The organism is Frankia sp. CeD (genome assembly GCF_000732115.1).
Classification (GTDB): domain Bacteria; phylum Actinomycetota; class Actinomycetes; order Frankiales; family Frankiaceae; genus Frankia; species Frankia casuarinae.
Genome location: NZ_JPGU01000025.1, coordinates 42,609 through 64,912, shown reverse-complemented (window position 1 = coordinate 64,912; position 22,304 = coordinate 42,609). Strand labels below are relative to the sequence as shown.

At 72.2% G+C, this 22,304-nt stretch carries 13 protein-coding genes and 1 pseudogene; 4 read left to right on the top strand and 10 right to left on the bottom strand.

Features of this window, described 5'->3' with window-relative positions:
* The coding region (locus CED_RS14145) for an RNA-guided endonuclease TnpB family protein (RefSeq protein ID WP_035911361.1) at positions 1-428 on the top strand (428 nt) is incomplete at its 5' end.
* Between the two features lie 217 nt (positions 429-645).
* Here CED_RS14145 and CED_RS14140 read toward each other — a convergent pair.
* Both CED_RS14140 and CED_RS14135 read right to left on the bottom strand, forming a co-directional pair.
* Positions 646-807 (bottom strand): annotated as a pseudogene (locus CED_RS14140) (formate dehydrogenase accessory sulfurtransferase FdhD); the annotation flags it as partial.
* Positions 808-911: 104 nt separating this feature from the next.
* Positions 912-1,958 carry a metallophosphoesterase gene (locus tag CED_RS14135; RefSeq protein ID WP_011437310.1) on the bottom strand — a complete coding sequence of 349 codons (1,047 nt, stop codon included), beginning with the start codon at positions 1,956-1,958 and terminating at the stop codon, positions 912-914.
* Between the two features lie 238 nt (positions 1,959-2,196).
* Here CED_RS14135 and CED_RS14130 point away from each other — a divergent pair, with 238 nt between their 5' ends.
* Together CED_RS14130 and CED_RS14125 are read left to right on the top strand one after the other, a co-directional pair.
* Positions 2,197-2,730 (top strand): MaoC family dehydratase, encoded by a 534-nt coding sequence (locus CED_RS14130; protein WP_011437311.1) that lies wholly within the window; start codon positions 2,197-2,199, stop codon positions 2,728-2,730.
* Positions 2,727-3,659 (top strand): CoA ester lyase, encoded by a 933-nt coding sequence (locus CED_RS14125; protein WP_035734039.1) that lies wholly within the window; start codon positions 2,727-2,729, stop codon positions 3,657-3,659. The genes CED_RS14130 and CED_RS14125 overlap by 4 nt, the downstream gene beginning before the upstream one ends.
* A 61-nt stretch (positions 3,660-3,720) precedes the next feature.
* Here CED_RS14125 and CED_RS14120 read toward each other — a convergent pair whose 3' ends face one another.
* The 8 genes from CED_RS14120 to CED_RS14085 all read right to left on the bottom strand — a co-directional run bounded on the left by CED_RS14120 (position 3,721) and on the right by CED_RS14085 (position 21,443).
* Positions 3,721-5,073: an acetyl/propionyl/methylcrotonyl-CoA carboxylase subunit alpha gene (locus CED_RS14120; RefSeq protein ID WP_035911337.1), complete on the bottom strand. Its 1,353-nt coding sequence runs from the start codon at positions 5,071-5,073 to the stop codon at positions 3,721-3,723.
* On the bottom strand, positions 5,073-5,792 hold the full coding sequence (locus tag CED_RS14115; RefSeq protein WP_051623880.1) for an acetyl-CoA carboxylase biotin carboxyl carrier protein subunit: 720 nt from the start codon (positions 5,790-5,792) through the stop codon (positions 5,073-5,075). The genes CED_RS14120 and CED_RS14115 overlap by 1 nt, the downstream gene beginning before the upstream one ends.
* On the bottom strand, positions 5,789-7,684 hold the full coding sequence (locus CED_RS14110; RefSeq protein ID WP_035911334.1) for an acetyl-CoA carboxylase carboxyl transferase subunit: 1,896 nt from the start codon (positions 7,682-7,684) through the stop codon (positions 5,789-5,791). The genes CED_RS14115 and CED_RS14110 overlap by 4 nt, the downstream gene beginning before the upstream one ends.
* Positions 7,681-9,342: a PfaD family polyunsaturated fatty acid/polyketide biosynthesis protein gene (locus tag CED_RS14105; RefSeq protein ID WP_035911331.1), complete on the bottom strand. Its 1,662-nt coding sequence runs from the start codon at positions 9,340-9,342 to the stop codon at positions 7,681-7,683. The genes CED_RS14110 and CED_RS14105 overlap by 4 nt, the downstream gene beginning before the upstream one ends.
* Entirely contained in the window at positions 9,336-12,284 is a 2,949-nt protein-coding gene (locus tag CED_RS14100) for a beta-hydroxydecanoyl-ACP dehydratase (protein WP_152569757.1), read from the bottom strand. Before CED_RS14100 ends, CED_RS14105 begins: the two co-directional genes overlap by 7 nt.
* A gap of 55 nt (positions 12,285-12,339) precedes the next feature.
* Positions 12,340-19,107: a type I polyketide synthase gene (locus tag CED_RS14095; RefSeq protein ID WP_035911328.1), complete on the bottom strand. Its 6,768-nt coding sequence runs from the start codon at positions 19,105-19,107 to the stop codon at positions 12,340-12,342.
* 471 nt (positions 19,108-19,578) lie between these two features.
* Positions 19,579-20,235 (bottom strand): SGNH/GDSL hydrolase family protein, encoded by a 657-nt coding sequence (locus CED_RS14090; RefSeq protein WP_011437320.1) that lies wholly within the window; start codon positions 20,233-20,235, stop codon positions 19,579-19,581.
* The gene (locus CED_RS14085; RefSeq protein ID WP_035911326.1) at positions 20,235-21,443 is read right to left on the bottom strand and encodes an NAD(P)/FAD-dependent oxidoreductase; all 1,209 of its coding nucleotides are present in this window, start codon (positions 21,441-21,443) and stop codon (positions 20,235-20,237) included. The genes CED_RS14090 and CED_RS14085 overlap by 1 nt, the downstream gene beginning before the upstream one ends.
* Positions 21,444-21,673: 230 nt before the next feature.
* Here CED_RS14085 and CED_RS14080 point away from each other — a divergent pair, with 230 nt between their 5' ends.
* Positions 21,674-22,204: a PaaI family thioesterase gene (locus CED_RS14080; protein WP_023841482.1), complete on the top strand. Its 531-nt coding sequence runs from the start codon at positions 21,674-21,676 to the stop codon at positions 22,202-22,204.
* Positions 22,205-22,304 lie beyond the last annotated feature (100 nt).

Below are 22,304 nucleotides of genomic sequence, written 5' to 3'. Positions count from 1 at the left end.
TCGAAGATCTGCACGTCGCCGGGATGGTCCGTAACCGGCGGCTCGCCCGCGCGGTCGCCGACGCCGGCATGGCCGAGGTCCGCCGGCAGCTTGCCTACAAGACCCGCTGGTACGGATCGACGCTCGTCGTCGCCGACCGCTGGTATCCCAGCTCGAAGACCTGCTCCGGCTGCGGCTGGCGAAACCCAAGCCTGACGCTGTCCGAGCGCACNTTCACCTGCCAGTCCTGCGGGCTGGTACTCGACCGCGACCACAACGCCGCGATCAACCTGCACCACCTCGTCGCCGCCAGTNCACCGGAGACGGNAAACGCCCGTGGAGCCGACCNNAAGACCCGCGCNAGCGGGCNGGTGGCTGGGAAGCGGGAACCCGGCACGGCCACGGCCGGTCAGACCGGGGGTGCCTCGCCGAGAGGCGAGGCGGCATAGGTGATGAGCGCTATCGATCATCACGATGCAACGGGACGAGATCGCCCACGCGCTGTGCGGCTCCGTCACGACCACCATCACCGATGGATCAGTGGCAAAGATNCNCCCCCGATCTCGCGTACCGGCCTCTGTGCCGGTAACCGCCTCCCCTCCGCTCGTCCAGAACGGCGCACCCGGTCCGACCGGGGCGGCTGAGCCGGGTGGTACTGAGCCGGGGTCAGCCCAGTACCACCCGGTGCGCGCCGGTGTAGAGGTTCATCGACGTACCGCGCACGAACCCAGCGAGCGTCATCCCCGCCTCCTCGGCGAGGTCCACCGCGAGCGTCGAGAGCGCGGAGACCGCCGCGAGCGCCGGCACCCCGGCCATCAGCGCCTTCTGCCCGGAACCGACGACAGCCACCGCACCCCGACGGGTCGGTCTCATCGGCTCCGGGGCCGGCCGGGACCGCGAAACGGCCCCGGCCGGTGGGAGGATTCGTTCCCTCAGTAGTTGACGCGAGTCCAGCTGAAGACGCCCGGGGCAGCCGGGTTGATCGTGAGCTTCAGGTAGTCGTTCGCCTGAGCGCTGCCATCGACGACGACGCGGGTCACGTTGGGAGCCTGCAGGGTCTTCGGGGCCAGCGGGTGGATGCCGTAGAGCGGGTCCGTGCTCGTGAACGGGTGGTCGACCCGGAAGTTGTGCGAGTCACCCTGCAGGATGAGCACCGGCTTACCGAAATGCTCGGCGAGGGTCCCGATCCGCTTGACGATGGGATCGAAGCCACTCAGCCCGTCTCCACCGGCGGCCAGCGCGCTGGTGTCCCACATATCGGCCTGCATGAGCAGCGCGACCCCCGGCGCCCCGGTCCGGCGTGCGACGTTGAACGCCTCGTTGATCCACTCAAGGTCCGCGTCAAGCCTGGTAGAATACTCTTTCCGCTGCTCCGCGGACAGCGGCGTCACCCCGAACCACGGGACGAGGTCGTTGTTGCTGCCCTGCACGTTAAGTGTCGAGAAAACCACACCGGACTGGGTCCACATGGTGTTCTCCACGAAGGGCGCGTAGGCCGGGTCCGCGGATTCGCTGGTGACCTGCCGGGCGTTCACGCCGAGGGTCCGGCCTGGGACAGGGAAGAACACCTGACGCAGTTTTCCGAGACGTTCGAGAGGATTGTAACCACCGTTGTTCGCGCGGTGGCAGTCGGTCCACTCGTTGTCGCCGGGGGTGTAGACAAAAGGATCCTGGAACTGGTCGAAATCCGACTTGATGGTGGCGAAGTACGAGTCCGAGCAGACGCTGCTGCCGTTCTTGATATCGCCGAGATGCGCGACCAGCGAAACGTCGGGATCGGCGTTGATCTTGCCGATGTCGGTGGGAAACTCGGCGATCTTGGCGGCGCCGTAGGGGATGTCGCCGATCACGGCGATCGTAGACGGAGCGGTCCCGGTCCCGGCGCCGAGCGGGGTGGCCGCGTTCGCCGAGATCGGGATCGACACGGACGCGGTCAGCGTACCCACGGCCAGTGCCAACAAAAGCCTGCGGTGCCGCATTGCCGGGCTCCTTCACCACGAGGACCGCACGGTTCTTTTCCGGGGACGGCGATTCATCGGGCCGACGGCCCGCCACCCGCACTCCGGACGTCCGGAAGCTATCGGGTCGACCGGAACGCCCCCGGAAGGGGTGATGAACCTTCACCCACGGCCAGCACAACACGGGTTACCCTACCCCTGCCATCTCGGCCGCTGAACACCGGCGGCCGGCGACGGGAGTCGATCGAGGGAGGCACCGATGGAGGCAGGGGCATCCCCTCCCCCGCGGACCGAGCGGACCGAGCGGACCGAGCGAGAATGTCGGCGCGTCGAGGAACGGGGGCTGTGGTTCGACGAGCTGGAGACCGACGTCGTCTACGTCCACCGGCCCGGGCGGACCGTGAGCGAAGCCGACAACACCCTGTTCAGCACGCTGACGATGAACACCCAGGCGCTGCACCTCGACGAGGCATGGAGCACGACCCAGACCTTCGGCACTCGGCTGGTCAACAGCATGTTCACCCTCGCGACGCTGGTCGGCCTGTCGGTGAGCCGGCTGACCCAGGGAACGACCGTGGCCAACCTCGGATTCACCGAGATCCGCTTCCCCGCACCGGTGTTCCCCGGCGACACGCTCTACGCCGAGACCGTGGTACGCGACAAGCGGCTCTCCCGCAGCCGACCCGGGCAGGGGGTGGTCACCTTCGAGCACACCGCGCGCAACCAGCACGGTGACGTGGTAGCCGTGGCGGTACGGTCCGCGCTGATGCTGCGCCGGGCGGCGGACCGGTGATCGGGCAGCTGCCCGGCCCGGCGTTGCTGTTCTGCCCCGCGGACCGGCCCGACCGATTCGCCAAGGCGGCCGCCGCGGCCGATGGGGTCATCCTCGATCTGGAGGACGGCGTGGCGGCGGCGGACCGGCCGCGGGCACGGCGCGCGTTGCGGGAGAGCATCCTCGACCCACTGCGGACGATCATCCGGATCAACCCCGCCGGGACCGCCGACTACGACGAGGACCTGCGCGCCCTCGCCGACACGCCCTATCCCGTCGTCATGCTGGCCAAGACGGAGTCCGCCGAGCAGGTCGCCGCCGTCGGGCCGCGCCGGGTCGTCGCCCTGTGCGAGACACCGCGCGGCGTGCTCGCCGCGGCCGAGATTGCGGCCGTTCCCACCACCATCGGCGTCATGTGGGGCGCGGAGGATCTCGTCGCCGCGCTGGGTGGCCGGTCGAGCCGGGACGAGGCCGGCCGCTACCGGGGCGTCGCCCTGCATGCCCGGGCGAGCGTCCTGCTGGCAGCCGGAGCGCACGGGCGGGTCGCCGTCGACTCCGTGTACCTGGACATCGCCGATGTCGACGGCCTCGCGGCCGAGGCTCGTGACGCCGTCGCGAGCGGCTTCGCGGCGAAGGCGTGTATCCACCCAAGGCAGGTCGCGGCCGTGCGGCAGGCGTTCGCGCCGTCCGCCGACGAGGTGGCGTGGGCGCGGCGGGTACTCGACGCGGCGACGCACTCCGCCGGCGTGTTCTCCTTCGAGGGACGGATGGTCGACGCGCCCGTCCTGCGCCACGCCGAACGCACCCTTGCCGCCACCGAGCATGATCCTGCTGTCGCCGTCACAGACNCNCCCGCCGATCAGCGGCGGCGCCAGGACCTACCACGATCTGTGGATAACCCGGCCCGGCATGGCCCACCCCGGCCTGGCCGGGGAAACATGGAGGGTTGAGTACGGTCTGGCGGCGTCAGACCGTACTCAACCCTCCACAACTCTGCGTAGAGAACTCTGGTCAGCCGGTCGAGGTGAGCGCGGCGACGAGAGAGGNGTCGTGAGTCGCGGTCCGGAACCGGGAATCGTCGAGCACCCGCAGGAGGAAGGGCACGGTCGTGGCCACGCCCGGTCCCTCGATGCGCAGCTCTGACAGGGCCGAGCGCATCCGCCGGACCGCGCCGTCGCGATCCGGCGCCCAGGCGACCACCTTCGCCAGCAGGGAGTCGTACCGGGTCGGTATCCGGTAGCCGGGGTGCGCGTGGCTGTCCACCCGGACGAAGGGCCCGCCGGGGAAATGGCACTCCGTGAGCGTTCCGGGCGCGGGGGCGAATCCCCGGACCGGGTCCTCGGCGTTGACGCGGCACTCGATCGCGACGCCGCGCGGGACGACCGCGTCCTGGGTGAGGTCGAGTTTCTCCCCCGCGGCGATCCGGAACTGCTCGGCGACGAGGTCGATGCCGGTCACCATCTCCGTCACCGGATGCTCCACCTGCAGCCGGCAGTTGACCTCCATGAAGTAGTACGCACCGGCCGGGTCGACCAGGAACTCGACGGTGCCCGCGCCGACGTAGCCCGCCGTGGCGACCCCGCGCAGCGCGGCCCGCCCCATCTCCTCGATGAGGTCCGCGGGCAGGCAGGGCGCCGGCGTCTCTTCGATGAGCTTCTGGTGGCGCCGCTGCACCGAGCAGTCCCGGGCCCCCAGGTACACGCCGTTGCCGTACTGGTCGCAGAGCACCTGGATCTCCNCGTGCCGGGCCGAGGGCAGGTACCGCTCGACGTACACCCGCCCGTCGCCGAAGACGGCCTGCGCGCCAGCCCGGGTCTCGGTGTAGGCGCGCAGGAACTCCTCGGGCTGCTCGACGATGCGCATCCCCCGACCGCCGCCGCCGGCGGCGGCCTTGATGATCACGGGATAGCCGATCCTGTCGGCGAACACCTCTGCCTCGTCCGCGTGGTCGATCGCGGTGTGGCTTCCGGGCAGCAGCGGAAGGCCCGCGGCAACCATCAGCGAGCGGGCGACGGCCTTGTCCCCGAGCTTCTCCATGACCGAGGCGGGCGGTCCGACGAAGGTGATGCCCTCGGACTCGCAGACCTCCGCGAAGTCCGCGTTCTCGGAAAGGAATCCGTATCCGGGATGGATGGCGTCCGCGCCGGCGAGCCGGGCGGCCTCGATGATCGTCGGGATGTTGAGGTAGCTGCGGCCGGCGGGGCCCGGACCGATCTGGACGGCCCGGTCGGCGAGCCGGGTCACCATGCTGCCGCGGTCGTCGGCCGAGTAGACGGCGACGGTGCGCAGGCCGAGCTCCCGGCAGGTGCGCAGGACCCGCAGAGCGATCTCGCCCCGGTTGGCGATCAGGACGGTGGTGACCATCAGCCGCGGGCGTCCGGATCAATGGCGATCAGCCGTTCGCCGTACTCGACCGATGTCGCGTCGGGCTGGCACACCTCGACGATCCGGCCGGCTGTGTCCGCCTCGATGGGGATCATCAGCTTCATCACCTCGAGGATCGCGACCTGCTGCCCGGCCTTCACGGTGTCCCCGACCCGGACGAACGGCCGCGCACCGGGTTCGGGAGCGTAGTAGAAGACCCCGACGCTCGGCGCGGTGACGTAGCTCAGGCCAGCGTCACCACCGGCGGTCGACGAGTCCGCCGGCCGCTCCTCGACCGGCGCGGCCTCGCCGGGAACGGCACCACCGGAAACGGCGCCACCGGAAACAGCGCCACCGGAAACAGCGCCACCAGGAACGGAGCGAGGCGCGGGAACCGGATGACGACGCGGCGGCGCCGTCGCCTGGACGGGCTCGCGCCGGTCGTCACCGAGCTCGGCCAGGTCGGTCCAGGCCAGCTCCACGACGATGTCGCCGGCGGTCACCCGCAGGTGCGACGGCGGCCGCACCGCGTTCGCGTACAGGGCAAGGGCATGGTGCTGCACCGCGGCCAGGACGGTGTCGACGTCCGCCGCGTCGATGGCGGACAGCGGGCCGGACGCGGCGGTCGACCATCCCGGCGCCGTGCCCGGATCGTCGACCGCCCGGTTTCCGTTGGAGGAGACGGCGCCGGAGCGGCGCGCTGCCACAGTCGTGCTCATGAACTCTGCTCCCTGTGTTCGGAGTGTCCCGGGTGTTCGGAGTTGCCCGGGCGNNNNGGGGGTGACGCGCCGGCCGGCTCNCCCGCCNCCGCGCCGAAGCGACGGAAGCGCAGCCACCGCCGGTACACGAGCTCCTCCGGGCCGGCCAGTCCCAGCGTCGCCAGCGTCGCGCGCAGTGCGGCACCGACGAGCGCCGCGGCGTGGACGGGATCGGCCGCGGCACCGCCGTCAGGCTCGGGTACGACCCCGTCGACAATCCCGAGCTCCAGCAGCTGACGCGCGTCCACGCGCAGCGCCTCGGCAGCCTTCGGCGCGGCGGTCGCGTCCTTCCAGAGGATCGACGCGCATCCCTCCGGGCTGATCACCGAGTACNCCGCGTTCGCGCACATCAGCNCCCGGTCGGCGNCCGCGAGCGCCAGCGCCCCGCCGCTGCCGCCCTCGCCGGTGACGACGGCGACAACCGGAACGGGCAGCGCCCCCATCAGGCGCAGGTTCTCGGCAATCGCGACCGACTGTCCCCGTTCCTCCGCCTCGACGCCGGGATGGGCGCCGGCGGTGTCGATGAAGGTGACCACCGGCAGGCCGAGCTTGGCCGCCAGCCGCATGACCCGCGCCGCCTTGCGGTACCCGGCGGGACTGGGCATGCCGAAGTTCCGCTCGCTGAGCTCCGCGACCGTGTGCCCCTTCTGGGTACCGATCACGGCCAGCCCGACTCCGCCCAACCGGCCGAGACCGGCGACCATCGCCGGGCAGTCGGCGGAGGCCCGGTCGCCGTGCAGCTCGTTGAAGTCGTCCAGCAGAAGCGAGATCAGGTCGAGAGTGGTCGGGCGCCCGAGCGCCCTGGCCTGCCGCACGGCGTCCCAGGGATGACGGACGGGCAGGTGGAGCACCTCGGTGATCACCCGCTCGGCTCCGTCATGCCCGTCGGACAGGCCGCCCCCGGCTGTGGCGCCCTCGGCTGTGGCGCCCTCGGCCGTGGCGCCCTCGGCCGTGGCGCCCTCGGCCGTGGCGCCCTCGGCCACCTCATGAACGCCGGTGGCGACGCGCAGGAGCCGGGACAGCGCGGCCCGCAGGTCGCCACGGGGAACGATCATGTCCACGATTCCGTGGTTCAGCAGGAACTCCGCCGTCTGGAAGCCGGGCGGCAGCTTCTGGCGGATCGTCTGCTCGATCACCCGGGGACCGGCGAACCCGAGGCGGGCACCCGGCTCGGCGACGATAACATCACAAAGAGTGGCGAAGGAGGCTGCCACTCCCCCGAACGTCGGGTCGCTGATCAGTGCCACGGTGAGCACGCCCGCCTCGTCGAGCCGGCCGAGCATCTGGCTCGTCTTGGCCATCTGCATCAGCGACAGCAGGCCTTCCTGCATGCGGGCACCGCCGGAGGCGGTCACAATCACCAGCGGTGTGCGCTCGGCCAACGCCAACTCGCCCGCCCGGGTGATGGCCTCGCCGACGGCCGATCCCAGGCTGCCGCCCAGGAAACGGAAGTCCATCGCCGCGACGATCACCTCGGCGCCGTCGATGCGTCCCCGCGCGCAGACGACCGCCTCGGCCAGTCCGGTCCGCTCGCGGGCCTGGCGCACCCGGTCCGGATAGGGGGCCGAATCGGTGAAGCGCAGCGGATCGGGATCCGCGGGCACGGGCGTCGCCAGCTCGGACCATCCCGGGTCCAGCAGCTGGGCGAGCCGGCTCGGGGCCGTCAGCGGCGCGTGCCAGCCGCACTCCGGGCAGACCCGGTTGGCTGCGAGGAACCGCTTGCCATAGAGAAGGGTCCGGCATCCCCCGCACAGATGCCAGGCGAGGCGGTCCGCGGTCGACTCCGCCTCGACGGCTGGCACGGGCACGGGCGTGCCAGCGGTGGCCCCGGGCGCGGTCGTGGGCGCGGTCACCGGGCACCCGCCGTCAGAACGTACCGGTGCGCCGGCGAGCTCTCGCGCGTGGCCGGCGGTCGGTAGGCGGCAGCCCGCGCCGGCAGCCGCACCCCGGCGAACCGCANTGCCGCGGCCCGCCCGGTGTAGGCGGCGCCGAGCATCAGCTCACCCGCGACGTCCACCGCGCTGCGCCGGTCGACGTCCGCCAGGTAGCTGCCGGCCGCCCAGGTGTTGAAGGCGCCCAGGGACGGGCCGCACCAGATCTGGTAGTCGGTGATCCGGTCGGGCGCGGCGGAGATCGCCCAGCCCGAGGACAGCCCGAGATACCAGCGGAACACCAGCGCCATCCGTCTCTTCGGGTTGGCCTGCGCGCGTTCGATCTGCTCCGGGTCGCGCCGGCTGAAGTAGTCGACGGTGTCAGCCCATACCTCGTCCACGGACCGGCGCAGGACCGAACGCTCCAGCCAGTCCCGATCCTCCGCCGAAAGGTCGTCGAGGGAGTCGTGGGCGCGGTAGAGGTCGTACAGCCGGCGGCCCCGCCCGGCGAACATCGTGCCGCGGCGCAGGACCTGCACCTCGGCGCCGATCTCGAACATGTCGGAGGCCGGCGCCATGTCGATGTCGTTCGGGCCCGCCTTCGCCAGCAACGCCCGCGCCGCCGCCGACTGACCGGACTCGACGCACGCCTGGTTCACCGAACCGGTGACGACGTAGGCGGCGCCGAGCGCGAACGCGGCGAACACCGCCGATGGCGTACCGATGCCACCCGCGGCTCCCACTCTCGGCGGGCGGCGGTAGCCGAGCTCGGCGGCGATCCGGTCGCGCACCGCGATGATCTCGGGGAGCAGGACCGGGAGCGGCCGGCGGTCGGTGTGGCCGCCGGAGTCCGCCTCGACGGTGATGTCGTCGGCCATCGGCACCGTGCGGGCGAGCGCGGCCTGCTCGGCGGTCAGGGTGCCATCCGCCACCAGCGGGCGCAGCAGCGCGTCCGGGGCGGGGCGCAGGAAGAGCTCGGCCACCTCCCCGCGGGAGACCTTGGCCACCACCCGGTGCCCGACGTGTACGCCGCCAGCGCCGCCCGGCCGCAGCCCCGCGGCCCGGTAGGCGACGATCTGCGGGGTCAGCTCCAGGAACGCGGACGCCTCCACGCAGGTCACCCCGTGGCGCAGGCAGGCGGCCAGGATGGCCCGTTCCAGCTCCAGCTCGTTCGGGCTGTGGATCAGATTGCAGGCGAAGGGCGCCGGGCCGAGCTCACGGCGGATCCGCCCAAGCGCGTCGTCGATCCGGTCGGGCAGCACGCCGGCCGCCCCGTACGTGGCGAGGAAGCCCGCCCGTGCCATCGCCACGACCAGCTCCGGCGAAGCGATGCCGTTCGCCATCGCGCCGGTCATGTAGGGCTGACGCACCCCGTAGTCGGTCAGGAAGGACGCGGCTCCCAGCCGCTCGGGGCGGGCCGGCGGCGCCACAGCCAGCACCGTCGCCCCCGCCGCGCGCAGGCTCGCCGGGTCGTCGGTGGCCGCGATCGCGCCGCCCTGTTCGCTCACCACGACGCAGGGCGCGTCCAGCCGGGCGAGCAGGTCGTGGATCTCCTGGGCGGATCGCGCGAGCCGCGGCCCGCCCGATCCAGGGCGCGGCGTCGCCGGCGCGCCACGGACCGTCGTTGTCGTCGTCACCATGATTGCGCTCCTCTACCGCGCGCTTCGGCGGCGATGTCGGTCAGTCCGTAGATACGCATACCGGGTTTCCAGACGCTGGCGTCCGCGACGACCCGTGCCCGGGCACCGTCGCGGCGGACGTCCTTGATGTGGACCTCCAGCGTCATCTCCCCGTCATCCGGGCGGATCTGGCCGCGGTAGCGCCAGCTCATCGGCAGCCCGGCCGGCACGACGAAGACCGGCTCGACGAGGTCGTCGGTCAGGCCCTCCTGGACCATCCACTCCTGCAGCGCCTGGATGACGGCCTCGACACCCAGCGAGCCGGGCATCACCGGGTCGAGCCAGAAGTGCCGCGCGAAGAACCAGTCGTCCGGGCTCGTGGGGCGGACGGCGTGCAGGTAACCGCGGCCGAAGTCGCCGCCGCCGTCCACCACCGTGATCTGGTCGAGCAGGGCCATGGCGCCCTGGGCGCACAGCGGCGCGTTCGCGGCCCGCCGGGCGGCCACGTCGATGGNCCGCCGGTCCGCCTGCGCCGGGTTGGTGCGTTCCAGCCAGGTCGGCACGAACGCGCCCTGATCGAGACCGTTCTGGTTCGCCAGCGTCCGCTGGGTAAAGAAGCCGAACAACGACTCACCGACGTAGAACGGCTCGCCGTCACGGTCATCGCCGTCACGGCCGGACCCNTGCGATCCGGATCCGTCGACCGGCACGAGGAACAGCTCGTACTGGAAGTTCTGCAGGATCGCGCCGCTGAGCACGGTCGTGGACAGCAGGGTCGAACGCTGCCGGATGGTGCGTCCCGCCAGGTCCACCTCGCGCCGGACGGTCGCCGTGCCGTCGAGGTTGCGCAGGACGTAGTCGTTGGCCGGGTCGGTCAGGGTCGCACCCAGGTAGTAGCCCAGCAGGAGCGCCGACTGTAGCGATGTCTCCATGTGCACGATGTTCGGCATCGTCGGGCTGGGGCTGTCGGTGTAGTACCAGGAGTCCGCCGGCGAGTCGTACTCGGTGATCATCGACGCGCCGCCGCTGAGCTGACCGCGCGCGCCGTCCACCCGCATGACCCGGTCCACCAGCCGCAGGCCGCCGCCGGGCAGCCGGCAGACCGTCCGGCCCGCGGCGGAGGCGAACTCGGGACCGAGCGCGATGGCGAGGTCGCCGCGCGCCGCGTGGAACATCTGCAGCTCACCGAGCAGCGCCGACTCTCCGGTCGCGCCNACGCGGCCGAGGAAGGCCGGCAGGACGCCGCCGTGCGCCGGACCCACGGGGGTGCCCGGACGTTCCCGCACGGCCAGGGCGATCCCGCGGATCGTGGCGACCGGCCCGTGGGCGTCCCGCAGCTCAATGTCACCGCGCAGCCAGGGCCGCGGCACCAGGTCGATGTCGGTGACGGTCAGCACGAGCTCCAGACCGGCCTCGACGGCCGGCCCGGCACCGTGGCCGGGCGCGTGGATCTCGATCGACAGCCGGCCGAGCCCGTCGGGGAGTTCCAGCCGCTCGTCGGGCAGCGCGACGTCGAGGTGCGCATCCGCGATCACCAGGTGCAGACCGGCGGCCATCGCGAACACACTCACCGCCTGCCAGGAGGCGGTGAGCGCCGCGATGGCCAGGTGGGTCGGATCGGGCTGCCCGTCGTGCTCCACGCGGCCGGTCAGCCGGCTCACCGAGGCCCGCAACTGGCCCCGGCCGGCCGCGCCGCCCCGCGGCGCGAGCTCCGGCACGGCGGCCAGCGGACCGCCGGGGGCGAGCCGCACCGACGGGTTCACCCCCCGCTGGTCGTAGCGGGCGCCGAAGACGCCGGCAACGTCACCGCGCGTCAGCCGGTCCAGGTCACCGGCGTCGAGGGTGGTGCGGGTGGTACGGCCGGGCAGTTTGAACGCGTCCTCCGTCCAGCCGCGCGCGCCCCGGGAGCCGGAGGCAGCACCCGCCGGCTCCAGGGCGGCGAAACCGGGCGGGTTCCCCGGCGCTTCGATGCCGGCGAACCCGGCAGCCCCGGCGAGACCGCCATGGCTCGCGCCGTCCCGCGCGAGCCACCGGAACACCCCGCCGAGGACCTCCAGGAGCACGTCGGGGCCGCGGGTGACCCGCAGCGCAAGTGTGACCTCCGCCGTGGCCGGGTCGAACCCGCCGGGGGCCCCGATGCGGGTGGTGGCCTGAACACGCAGCTCGTCCCCGACCCGGGGCAGCGGTCCGCTGGTCACCAGAGCCGCCCGGGTCAGCACCCAGTGCCCCCCTCCCCGGGGTGCCAGGTGCGCCGACCCGCGCAACACCTCGTCCAGGGCCTGGCGGACCACGGCGGGCAGCGACACCCAACCGTCGATCGCCGCGGCGTCCCGGGCCACGACGGTGACATCCACCGTCAGCTCGGCAGGCGCCGTGATCTCGACGGGGGCGATCGCGGGAGCGGGCCGCGGCGGAGTGCCGGGCGCCGAGGCACCCGCGTGCCCGGGGAGCCCCGTATCGTGGCAGGCCGGCCGGTCCACCGCCGGGGTGCCCCATCCCGGCCCACCCCGACCACGATCACCCACGGCGGCCGGAATCCGGCCGCCGGGCGGTGCGATGGCGGCCATCGCGGCCAGCGCCCGGTCGGCCAGGGCGGCCTGCGTGCGCATCGCCGAGGCGTGGGCCGCGACCACCGAGGCCCGCAGCCGACGCAGGGTGGCCGTGGCGTCGTCGACAGCCGGGGCGGCTGCCGTACCCACAGCAGCCGTGTGGCCCACGCCGCTCAGGACGTCCGCGCCGCGGGTGGCTGCCGTGATCTCCCTGCCCCCGTCGGCGTTGTCCTCCTCGCCCCCCTCGACATCGCCCCCCTCGACGTCGCCCCCCTCGACGTCGTCAGGGCGGTGGGTGCCGCCGGGCCGCGCCTCGAACTCCGGGCCGGCCTGCATCGCCGCCCAGACGGCGGCGTCGGTGGGCTCGCCGTCGAAACCCAGCCCGTCCTGCGTCGCCTCGACCGTGATGGTCATCGTGATCCCTCCCATCGCCCGTGCAGTGCCTGGTCTTTCGGCCACCGACCGGACCTCATGCCCGGTCACCCGACTGCCACCGCTGCGCCCCCTGACGGATCAGATCCGCCATGTCCGGGGTGCCGACGAAGGTGAAGTCGGACAGGCGCTGCAGCACCCGTCCATCCGGGGTGTGGGCGGTCACGGTCACCGTGACCGTCATCGGGCCGGGTCGGACGTCGTCGACGACCACGATGAACGTCTCGTTGGCCGGCAGCGGAGCGAAGAACTCCGCGTGCCCGATCTCGATCGGCAGGGCACCCACCTCGTTCAGGGTCCACCGGGCGAGCACGCTCCCGGCCGCGGCGAGGATGTCGCACAGGACCGGGCGGTGCAGCGCGCCCGCGAACGCGCCGCCGGCGAAGGGCAGTTCCGGCAGGCGGCACTCAGCCACCAGACGGCCCGGCTCCCGCACGAGCAGGCGCCGGATGCCCCGCATCAACGGCCCGTGGATGAGCAGCCCGTCGGTGTAGACCCAGGCCGCGTCCTCGCCCTGCTCGCCGAGCCGGTAACCATCGGCGGGCCAGCCCGGGGCGGTCGGGGCGGCCCCNGCGGCCTTGCCGACCTCGGTGACCTCGGCGAGCACGAGGGTGCCCGCGTAGTGCGAGGTCGGCAACGCGCCGCCGCTGTCCCCGCGAACGGTCGCGGACACCGTCACCGGCCCGCCGTCACGCCCGTCACCGGGCCCACCGCCGGTCCCGTCGACGGGCCGCGCGTCGAGCCAGTAGTCCCGCAGGTGCGCCCCGTCGAACACGATCCCCTTGTGCACGATGAAGTTCCGGACCTCGACGACCTGACGCCCGGGCAAGGCTCGTTCGACCCCGTTGACCAACCAGCCGAGACCGGCGGTGGCGGGNAGCACCGGGGCCGGCCCGATCTGGTGCTGGTCGATGACCGTCTCGGTGTCCATAGCCGCTATCGAACGGTGCGCCACGAACGCGGCGGGCGCCGTGCCACCCGCGGCCCGCGCGAGCGGAGCGGATCCACCGATGAGGACCGCGCCATCCGCGCCGTGGCCGTCGACGAGTTCCGCGACGAAGCGGCGCGCGCCCTCGTCCGGCGGCAGCAGCGTCACGCCCCGGGAGCGGAAGAGCTCCCGCAGGTCGGCCGTGACCATCCCGCCGTCCCAGGCGCCCCAGTTCAGGGCGACCACCCGGCCGGTGAGCCCGGTCCGGGCCCAGGCCGCGACCCTGGTCAGCGCCTCGTTGGCCGTGGCGTAGTCGGCCTGCCCCGGGTTACCGAAGACACCGGCGACCGAACCGAACAGCACGAGATGACGCAGCGGTGCCCCCTCCAGCGCCGTGAGCACGGAGCGCAGGCCGGCGAGCTTCGGGGTGAGCACCGACCGGATGGCCGGGACGGTCTTGTCCGTGAGCATCGCGTCGGCGAGAGCGCCGGCGCCGTGCACGACGCCGGTGACCCGGTCACGCCAGGGCGCGAGCGCCGCGGCCGTCGCCACCGGATCCGAGGCGTCCACGGCCTGGTAGTGGATCCGCGCGCCGGTCGCGGCAAGGTCACCGAGGGTGGCCCGCACCTGCCGGACGGCGATCACGGCGGCAGCCGCGGCATCGACGTCGGGCAGCCGCACCTTGCGTCCCTCGGCACGGGCCCCGGCGAGATACGCCGCCTTGAGGCCGTCATCCTCGACTCCGGCCGCCCAGCCCGGCTCCTCAACCAGATTCGTGCGTCCGAGCAGGACGAACTCGCAGGAGGCGCGGCGCGCCAGCTCCTCGACGCAGCGCGCGGTCACTCCGCGGGCTCCGCCGGTCACCACCAGGACGTCATCCGGGCCCACCGGGGGCCGGAGCGTCGCCGGGGAGGTCGTCCCGGTCACCCCGGCCGCCTCAGCCACCCCGGCCGCCTCAGCCACCCCGGTCACCCCGGTCACCCCGCCCTGGACATACTCGACGGACCAGCGGCGTCCCTCGGGATCCAGACCGACCTCGACGACGTCCCGGGCGGAATCGACGGCCTCCGCCAGGACGGCCGCCGCGAAGGTGTCGTCGTCNAGCGCCGGATGGACGTCGACCGACCGGCAGACCAGCTCAGGTGCCTCGAGCGCGACGGTCTTCACCAGCCCGGTGATCCCCGCGGTGACCGCCCCGGCTATCGAGGACCCGCCCCGATGGCCGAGCAGCCCGTCGACCCGCGTCACCGTTAGGAAGGCCGCGCGCCGGCCCGCCGAGGCCGCCGCCCGCAGTGGTACGACGAGCCCCTTCGTGGCCAGGATGGCGTCGGCGAGCCCACGCGCGGCGACGTCGAAGTCGGCCAGCCCGGTGGCGCCGATCCCGGCTCGATCGTCCTCCCCGGCGCGGTCCGGCTCAGCCCCGGATCCGGCGCCCGGTGATGCCGGAGCGCCGAGGGCGAGCAGGCAGAGGTCCAGGCGGACCGATCCGGCGACAGCCGCGAGCGCCGCCTCGACCGCGGCGCCATCCCAGCCGAGGAGGCCGGCGGTGTCGGAACCCGCAAGGGACCCGATCGCGATCCGCTCGACCGAGATGCCGCGCTCCCTGAGGTGGCGGACCAGCGCCACACCACCGGCGTCACCGACCTCGATCACGAGCGCGCTGGGCTGGACGCCGAAAGGATCGTCGAGCGGGTCTACGGCCGGCAGAAGGCGCGGCACCGCGCGCAGCCGCTCGATGGGCGCCTCGGTCGGAACGGGGTGCGGCGCCGATGCAGTCGCCGTGGGCATCGACGCCGCCGTCTCAGTAGCGGTGGGCGGGGTCGACTCGGGTGCGGCGCTGGCCGGCGCGGTCAGGCCCAGGCCATCACGCAGGAACGAGGCCACATCCNCCAGCGTCCGCATCTCCGCCGCCCGCTCCGGACCCACCGCAGGAACACCCGGGAACCGCTCCTGCAACGACCCCAGAATCTGCACCCGCTTAATCGAATCAACCCCCAGATCCGACTCCAACGCCATCGACGGCTCCAGCACATCCACCGGATAACCCGTCTTCNCCGCCNCCNCCNCCGCCNCCGCCGACTCAATAACCGACACGTCGACGCCCGCCGGCGGCTCGGCCGTCGCCGGCTGGGCAATCCCAGCGGTGGCCGGCTGCGACCCCACGGTCGCCGGGGCCGCGGATGGGACGGTCACCGGAGGCACGGATGGGACGGATGGGACGGATGGGACGGTCACCGGAGGCACGGGCGGGGCAGCCGCGATCGCNCCCGCCGGACGCCCGTTACTGTTCCCGGTGCTGGGGATCGGAAGCGGGACGGCCGGCAGCCCGGGCGCCGGGATTCCCGGCGTACGCAGATCGCCCGCCGTTCCCCGTCCGTACAGGTCCGTCGGTTCCGTACCGGTGGTGAGCGCGCCGCCCGGCGCCCCGCCGGCCGCGAGCCCGCCGGCGCCGTGGCCGCCGACGCCGTGGCCGCCGACGCCGTTGCCCTGGCCGCCGACGCCGTTGCCGTACTCCAGGTCGGTCAGGGACGCCAGGATCTCGTTGACCCGGATATGGGCCTCACCCACGGCCAGGCTCTGCCGGGTCACAGCGTCGGCAGCGGCCCGGATCTCCTGACCCGCCCCATTGTCCGCGGGGGCCGCGCGAAGGACCTGCACGAGGCCCTCGGCGACCCGGAGCTGGGTGTCGAGGAACTGGGAGTGCAGGGCCAGATGGTCGCGGGCGACCTCGCTGATGCCGGCGACCTCACCGGCGCTCGGGGCCGGGGCCGCCAGGGTGGCTGCCGCCGGAGCAGGCGCTACCGGAGCAGGCGCTACCGGAGCGATGGCCGTCGGGACGGGTACCGCCCGGGTGGGCGCCGGTGCCGGCTGGGTGGGTACTGGCCGGGTGGGCGCCGGTGCCGGCTGGGTGGGTACTGGCCGGGTGGGCGCCGGTGCCGCTTCGGGGACGCGCCGCTCGGTGGCGGTCGGGACGTTTTCGAGCGCCGCGGCGGCCGACTCTCGCGGCCGGACGGCCGCGGCGGCCGCGAGCGTGACCAGCGCGTCGGCGTAGGCGCGACGGCGAGGCTCCGAGACGTAGTCCGCCCCGGTCAGCGCAACCGTCATCCCGGTCGGCTGCACCTGCTGCGGCAGCGGGGCCGTATAGCGGTTGAGCCCGCTGAGCTCGACGCCGAGCACCGCGAGGCGCACGGCCGCGGTCATCAGAGCCACCGCGCCGTCGCCGTCGCGACCGGCGTCGGTGGGGATCGCCACGACATCGTCGCCGAGGGTGCGCCGGACCAGACCGGTCAGCACCTGGCTCGGCCCGATCTCGACAACCACCGTCGCGCCGTCCGCGTGCAGGGCCTGCAGCCCGGCGACGAACTCGACGGGGTTGCCCAGCTGCCGGGTGAGGACCCGGCGGTTCTCGGCGGGGTCGTCGCCGTACCGGGCGCCGGCGGNGTTGGCGTGCACCGGCACGGCCGGCGATCCGATTTCGGTGACGTCCACCGCGGCGGCGAAGTCGTCCACCGCGTGCCCGACGAGCGAGGTGTGGAACGCCGCGGCCACGGAGATGCGCCGGGCGTCGAGCCCGTTCGCGGTGGCGGCGGTGACGAACTCCTCGACGGCGGGCGTCGGACCACCAACGACGACCTGGTCGGGGGCGTTGTGGTTACACACGACCACGTCCGGGTGCGCGGTCAGCAGCTCGGCGACCGCGTCGCGGTCGGCGCGGACGGCGGCCATGGTGCCGGGGTCGAAGCCGGGTTCGTCCGGCGGGGCCATGGCCTGGCCGCGACGCCGGGCGAGCCGGAAGAAGTCGGCGTCGGCGAGGGAACCGGCGGCCCACAGGGCGGTCAGCTCCCCGAAGCTGTGGCCGAGCAGGCTCACCGGGCGCAGTCCCAGCTCCCGCAGGAACCGGAACTGGCCGACGGAGAGCGCACCGATCGCGGGCTGCGCGTACTCGGTGCGCGTCAGGTTCATCTCGTGGTCGGCACGGTCGCCCGGATCGAAGCTCGGCGGCGGGAACACCGCACGGGCGAGCGTGAGCTCGGCCCCGGCGAAGGTGGCGTTCGCCGCGTCGAAGGCCTCCCGCACCGGCGGGATCTCGACGGCGGCGGTGAGCCCCATGTCGACGTACTGGCTGCCCTGGCCGGCGAAGACGACGCCGACGCGGGGCTGCTCGGCCGCCTGCCGGCGGTAGTGCACCCCGGCGGGATGCGACCATTCGGCGGCGTCGGCTCGCGCCGCGAGCTGCTCGATCGCGATCGCGCGCAGGCGCTCCGCCTCGGCGCCGGTGCGCGCGACGAACCCGACCCGCGCGGCGCTGCCCGGGATGCCCGTGTCACCGTTCGGTTCGGCCTGTCCGCGCACCAGGTCGAGGAGCTCCGCGGGCGTCGCGGCATGCCACAGGTGGGCGCGGACGGCACGGTGCGTCGCCCGGGCGGCACGCTTATCGGCGTCCGGGCGTGCCGTGTCGGGGGTCTCCTCCAGGACGACGTGGAAGTTGGTACCGCCGAACCCCATGGCGGAGGCGGCCGCCCGGCGCCGCCCCACGTCCGGGTCGAGCACCCAGGGCCGGGTGCGGGTGCTGAGGTAGAAGGGCGAGCCCTCCTGGGCGAGCGCCGGATTCGGTTCGCGGACGTTGATCGTGGGCGGCAGCACCCGGTTGTACAGCGACAGCGACAGCTTGATCAGGCTGGCCGCGCCGGCAGCGCCCTTGGTGTGCCCGATCTGCGACTTCACACTGCCGATCGCCGCCCGGCCCGGGCGTGCCCCGGCCTCGGCCAGGACGGCCCCGAGCGCGGACAGCTCGGTGGCGTCACCGACGGCGGTACCGGTGGCGTGCGCCTCGAACAGCTCGACGGACGCCGGGCTCACCCCGGCGTCCGCGTAGGCCCGGCGCAGCGCGCGGACCTGGCCCTCCGCGCGCGGCGCGTAGACGCTCTTGAACCGACCGTCGCTGGACGACCCGAGACCCCGGATGACCGCGTAGATCCGGTCCCCGTCGCGCTCGGCGTCGGCCAGCCGCTTGAGCGCCAGCATCCCGATGCCCTCGCCGACCAGGGTGCCGTCGGCGCCGGCGGCGAACGGCTGGATGCGGTCGGACTTGGACAGCGCCTGCGTCTTCGAGAAGCACATGTAACTGAAGATCGAGTTCTCGGTGTCACAACCACCGGTGATCATGAGATCGGCACGGTGGTCGATGAGTTCGGCGATGGCCCCGCGGACGGCCGTGAGCCCACTCGCGCACGCGGAGTCGACCGTGTAGTTCGTGCCTCCGAGGTCGAGCCGGTTGGTGATCCGGCCGGAGACGACGTTGCCGAGCAGCCCGGGGAACGAGTTCTCCTCCCACGGCGGGAACGCGAGCGAGAAGGCCTCCGAGACCGCGGCGGTTTCGGCCTCGTCGAGTCCCGCGGCGCGCACGACCTCGCGCAGGACCGGCGTCTCCAGCCGGGCCGCCAGCGGGTGGGCCATCGTGGTGGGGCCGGCCATGCCCAGGATGACCCCGGTGCGCTCGGAGTCGTACCATGCCGATCCCGGTGCGCCCGCGTCGACGAGCACATCCCGCGCGACGATCAGACTGAGCAGCTGCACGACCGCGGTCACGTCCAGCAGGTTGGGCGGAAAGCCGAACTCCACCGGGCTGAACGCGACCTCGGGGAGGAAGCCGCCCCGGCGCGCGTAGGTACGGTCGGGCACCGTCGCATCCGGGTCGTAGTAGTCCTCCGGGCGCCAGTGCGTCGACGGCACCTCGGTGACGCAGTCGACGGCGTCGATGACGTTGCTCCAGTACTCCCGCACGTCGCGCGCCATCGGGAACAGTCCGGCGAGCCCNACGATCGCGATCGGGTTGTTCGCGAGTCGTCGGTCGTCAGGGCGGTCGGACTCGTCCACGTGCTTCTCCCCTTTACTGGCCGGCAGGTCACCACCGCGTGCGGCGGGACCCTGATATGTCGGGCGTGGTGCCCTGATATGTCNGGCGTGATGTATCCGGCGGNGNNNTNNANNNGNGANNNATTGGGAACCGGTTCACCGGAGCGGACCGGCCGGTCCGCCGGAGAGCCAGACGGCCGGCGGGTTGTTCCGGAACAACGTTGTCCCGGAACAACGTTGTTCCGAAGCACTGCCGCAGGTCTTCGTGGCCGTGACAGCGAACCGCGAGGCCTGGCGACAGTTTACTCGTATCCGATCCGCGCGGGCATCCTGGAACCAGTGTCATCGACGTCCTGTTGTTCCGCAAGAACAACCTGCCGAACACTCGATCGGCCGAGGCAANCGCCGCGACGGTGCGTCGTGAGATGCTTCACTCCCGATCCACTCGACGTCGGGTCAGAATACGTCGAGAGGCCGGTCAACCGAACAGGGTCAGGATGGAACCGGAACCGGAATCCGGGGAGCCGGGCGCGACAGGACTTCGCGCACCAGATCCGCAAGGAGACTGGCGACGAATTCGTATCCGGCCGCGTTGGGATGATAGTCCCCGGGATTCCACAGTTGAGAGTCGTGGGCGCGGTCGACGTGATCGAAATCGACGAGGAGAATTCCGTGGTTCGCCGCGGTCGAGCGGACATGGTCGTTCGCCCGCTCGATCCTGGAGCGGAGTACGTCCAGGATCGCCGGCGGCGCCGAGAGCCTGGTGGTGAGGTCCGGAAAGGTGAAGGTGAACGCGGTGGTTCCCGGGACCGCGAGAGTCGCGACTAGGTGGGTGAAGTTTTTTTCGAACCTGTCCTGCGAGTAGTCCGCGAGCAGGTCGTTGCTGCCCGCGGCGATCCCGACGAGGGCCGCCGGGGCGGAGGCGGCGACGTCGAGCTGCGTGTCGATGACATCCTGCGTCGTCGCGCCGTTCCGCCCCAGGTTGAGAACGCGACTGCGCGGAATACCCAGAGCCGCGGCCATTCTGGGCGCCCAGCCGATCCAGGCGCCGTCGGGAGCCGGGTCACCGCGGCCCTCGGCGAAGCTGTCGCCGACCACGGTGAGCATCGGCGACGGCGTCGGACCGCCGATGATCGGTCGACTGTCCATTACACGGCCGCCGCGGCCAACATGATGGACTCGACGTTCTCCGGCGCGAGAAAGACCGACGACGGCACGACACCCGCGATCATTCCGAAGAACTGCGCCCGCGCCGTCTCGTTGTTCGGCAAGGCCCGCCACAGCGCCACGAGGTGCGGCGGGAAGTTCAGCTCGCCCAGCGTCGTGGNGAAATTGAACGCACCGGCCGATTCCTCGTCGCGCAACCGCTGATACTCGGCGAGGGCCTCGTCCATGGGCCGGTCGCCACGCAGCGCCTGGTCCACGTGCTCGGTCAACAGGTCCGCGCAGCGGAAGGCGTCGGTGATGCCCAGACCGGTCACCGGGTCCTTGTGGTAACCAGCGTCTCCGGTCAGCGCCCAACCCGGACCATAGGACGTGCGGTAGTAGTTGTCCGGATAACGGATTCCGTAGTAACGGTCCTCCTGGACGCCATGGCTGTCGAGATCCTCGGCGAGCTCGGGCGCGACGCTGCGGAAGGTCCGGCGCAGGCTCCCGTCGATATCGGCGCGGAACTCCTCGAAATCCTCGAGGTTGCGCATCGCGGTGACGAGGGTGAGCCCGTCATGGGTGGGCCAGCCGGCGCACTGCTCGTGGTCACCGAACCGGCTGTGGAACTGCCAGTCCAGCCCACTGAAATAGGAGTAGTAGATGAAGCTGGCCGCCGGCACGACCTTGTAGAAGTCGGCTCCCACCAGGTCGGCCACGACGGAGTTGCGGCCGTCGGCGCCCACGACGAGAGTGGCCCGCTCCTCGACGACGGCTCCCGTGGCGTCCCGGCCCACGANCCCCGCGNCCGTGCCGTCGTCGTGACGGATCAGATCTCGGACCGAGAAGCCCNCCCGGACTTCGACNCCCGCCGCGACCGCGCCGTCGAGCAGGAGCTTGTCCAGCACGATGCGGCGCGGCGCCATCGAGAACGCCAGCCCGTCGACCGGATCGGCGAACCCGCGGATGACCACACCGAGGTGGGACACCGTCATGTCGGTGATCGGCCGGCAGTTGGTCGCCGTGAGTGCGTCGAGCAGCCCCCACTCCCGCAGACGGAGCAGTGCGGCCTNCTGAAGATAGTGGGTGGAGATCGTGTCGCTGGGAAAGGACACGCGGTCGACGAGCAGCACCCGGTGACCGCGCCGGGCAAGCAACATCGCCACAGGTGAGCCGGCGCAGCGCGCTCCCACGACAATCACGTCGTACATGGTCGGAGACTCCCTGAAGTATGCCGGTCAACCGATCGTTACACTGGCACGACGGGTCCCCGGCGGATGTGTTGTCGTTATCCTCCTGGGCATCCTCCTAGGCTCCCCTATATACCTGCAAGGCGTCACAAGGTGATGTAATCGCACGATAGGAATCACCAATGGCAAAGGGTTCGTAAAGTCGCCTCGAATTCATCCCGAAGAAACCTTTCCAGCGGATGCTCAGTAACATGTCTGCTCAGTCGGAGATACGATCCCCACTGGAGATGGTTCGCGAGGCGCACTTTCAGGCGAACGGTGACGCGCCACCAAATCTCGAACAACTCCGTTCCGTCATCGACACGATGGTGCCATTCTGCAACCTGACCGGGGTGCGGGTCGTCGAGCTGCGCCGGGACGGCGGCGTGGCGGAGCTCCCCAACCGACCCGACCTCCAGAACCACATGGGCACCGTGCATGCGGCGGCGCAGTTCCTCGCCGCCGAGGTCTCCGGAGCCGCGGCGTTCTCGGGCGCCCTGGCACCGAGGATCTTCAGCCTCCGCAGCTTCGTGCTGCGCGACTGCCGGATCATGTACCTGCGGCCGGCGGTCGGTCGGATCCGGGCCCACGGTTCAGTGGACATCGAGGTGGCGCACCCGGCAGCGGAGCGGACCGCCGAAGAACGCTTCGAGATCCGCGGGGGCTCGCTGCTCTACGACGACGCCGGCGCCCTCGTCGCCAAGGCGGAGTTCGACTACCGCGCCTGGTTCGACGCCTCCTGACAAGACACCTGCAGGAAAGATACCTGCAGGCAAGGCGCCGCCGGCAGCAGGAGGGCCCTGCCCGCAGGTAAAGCCCGTAACCACGGCTCTCCCTCGCCCG